The 1,976-nt window shown below is 47.7% G+C and carries 4 protein-coding genes; 2 read left to right on the top strand and 2 right to left on the bottom strand.

Going from position 1 to position 1,976, the window contains the following annotated elements; genetic code table 11:
• Positions 1-240: 240 nt before the first annotated feature.
• Positions 241-657, bottom strand: a complete 417-nt coding sequence (locus ENN47_08210) for a YjbQ family protein (GenBank protein HDP78150.1) — start codon at positions 655-657, stop codon at positions 241-243.
• 20 nt (positions 658-677) lie between these two features.
• A complete protein-coding gene (locus tag ENN47_08205) occupies positions 678-1,244 on the bottom strand; it encodes an isoprenylcysteine carboxylmethyltransferase family protein (GenBank protein ID HDP78149.1) in 567 nt (188 codons plus the stop codon).
• Between the two features lie 168 nt (positions 1,245-1,412).
• Here ENN47_08205 and ENN47_08200 point away from each other — a divergent pair, with 168 nt between their 5' ends.
• Complete coding sequence (locus ENN47_08200) at positions 1,413-1,838, top strand: DNA-binding protein (protein HDP78148.1); 426 nt, start codon at positions 1,413-1,415, stop codon at positions 1,836-1,838.
• Positions 1,839-1,848: 10 nt separating this feature from the next.
• A partial coding sequence (locus tag ENN47_08195) for an exonuclease SbcCD subunit D (GenBank protein HDP78147.1) occupies positions 1,849-1,976 on the top strand: 128 nt, incomplete at its 3' end.

Genomic DNA, 1,976 nt, shown 5'->3' with positions numbered 1-1,976 from the left:
ATTCCAACGCTCTTCGCATAAGGTGTAACATCAATCATGCCCCCGTCTATTACATGAATCTTCGAGGAGCCGAGTGATGCTTCTCCGATGCTCATTGATAGCACCTCCATAATAGTGTTATTATTACCATAACATCATAGAAAGAAGGTTGCAAAGGCAAACAAGAGACTCTCCGTTTGTCTGGAGCTGTTTAGGCCGGTATTTCTGACAAAGCCTCTGAAAAGCGTCGCAATTCGAATCTTAATCGCCGATTATTTTTATCAGAACTCGCTTTCTTCTCATACCGTCCAGTTCATAGTAGAAGATCTGCTCCCACGGTCCAAAGTCCAGTCTTCCCTCAGTAACGGCTACTACCACTTCCCTGCCCATTACTGTCCTCTTCAGGTGGGCGTCTGCATTGTCTTCGAATCCGTTGTGTTCGTACTGCGAGTATGGTTTCTCGGGCGCAAGCTTTTCAAGCCATTTCTCGAAGTCATTATGAAGCCCGGATTCATTGTCGTTGATGAACACGCTTGCAGTTATGTGCATTGCGTTCACGAGCAGAAGTCCTTCCTGGATTCCGCTTTCTTTGAGCGCTCTTTCGACATCTGGAGTGATATTGATTATCTCTCGCCTGGTCGCGGTGTTGAAGAAAAGTTCCTTCCTGTATGATTTCACATCCTTCACCTCCTAATCGATTAAAACACGTAAGGAATTAGCCGCCACGTCTTCTTGCAGTAATCCCTATAAGCATCTCCGAAGATGTATTCGAGATTCCTTTCCTCCACGGCGATTCTGTACAGGATGCCTGTCGTCGGGAGTATGAAAGAGAGGATCGAACTGAGCGGGTAATCGAAGACGAGCGCAAGACCCAGAAAGCCTGCTATCTCTGCGGCATAGGCAGGATGACGGATTACTCTGAACAGTCTGTCGGTCCTGAGCTGTTGATTGGGAAGAGCCCCCACATCGATAGCAAAGGAAGAGCCCAGCTGCCTGACTACAAGGAAACGGACCACAACCGCGAAGATCATCGATGCGACCCCAACCCATCTATAAGGACGGAACGGCATCATGAACGCTTCCTTTGAGCCGCCGTCGACAGCCACCGCTCCAAACATGCCAGATAGAACGAAAGCAAGCATTATGTACTTCGATCGCTTCCCCTGAAGCAGCCCGCTGATTTCTCTATTATGAAAGAAGAAGAGATATACGTCAAATCCTACCCAGAAAAGCAGAACGATAAAGAAACAGATCTGACCAAGCATTCCGCACCCTCCGGAGTAAAGTGAAATACCGATAAATTCTAGCATCGGGGTAGGCGCAAAAAGATGCCGCCCTGGAGACTTCCAGCAAGAACGGTTGTAACGTATTCGTCTTAAATAATCTTGATGGTGGTGAGGATATAGTAAAATCTTAATACAGGTGGTGATGAGATGATTTTTGGGTTTGAAGATACGGTGCTGTTTTTTCGATTTGAAGATGGAGAGGATTTCATCCACACTCTAGTACATACTCTGACGGAGAACAACCTGGATTCACTTGTTGTTATCAGCGGAATAGGGATGTTTAGAGATTTCGAGATCGGCTGGTACAACGTTTCGAAGAAGCAGTACGAAAAGGAGATGATCTCTGTTCCACATGAGCTAATTCACGTATCGGGAAACATATCGTTGAAGGGTAATTCACCATTCCCGCATCTTCACGTTGCCTTAGCCGGACCTTCGAGAAGCGCAGTCGGCGGCCACCTGTTCGGAGGAACAGTGTGCAATACGACGGAGCTCTTTGCCGTCAGGACCGGTGATCTGAAACTTGTCAGAGATGCTTCCGGCGCCGCAACGCCTCTGGAATTCAGAAAGTGAGTCCATCGAATTGAGATTCCTTCACTGCTCGGATATTCACCTGGGGAGAAGACCGATCGGCTCCCCGAACAGCCCGTATTCGTCTGCAAGGTATGAAGACTATTTTTCGGCCTTCGATTACGTTGTCGAATGGGCCGT

The organism is Mesotoga infera (assembly GCA_011045915.1).
GTDB lineage: Bacteria > Thermotogota > Thermotogae > Petrotogales > Kosmotogaceae > Mesotoga > Mesotoga infera_D.
The sequence above is the reverse complement of the archived record's forward strand: the minus strand, read 5'-3'. Positions and strand labels throughout refer to the sequence as shown.

Coding starts and splice junctions, on each gene's coding strand:
- ENN47_08205 (HDP78149.1), bottom strand. CDS start 1,244: ATGCTTGGTCAGATCTGTTTCTTTATCGTTCTGCTTTTCTGGGTAGGA.
- ENN47_08200 (HDP78148.1), top strand. CDS start 1,413: ATGATTTTTGGGTTTGAAGATACGGTGCTGTTTTTTCGATTTGAAGAT.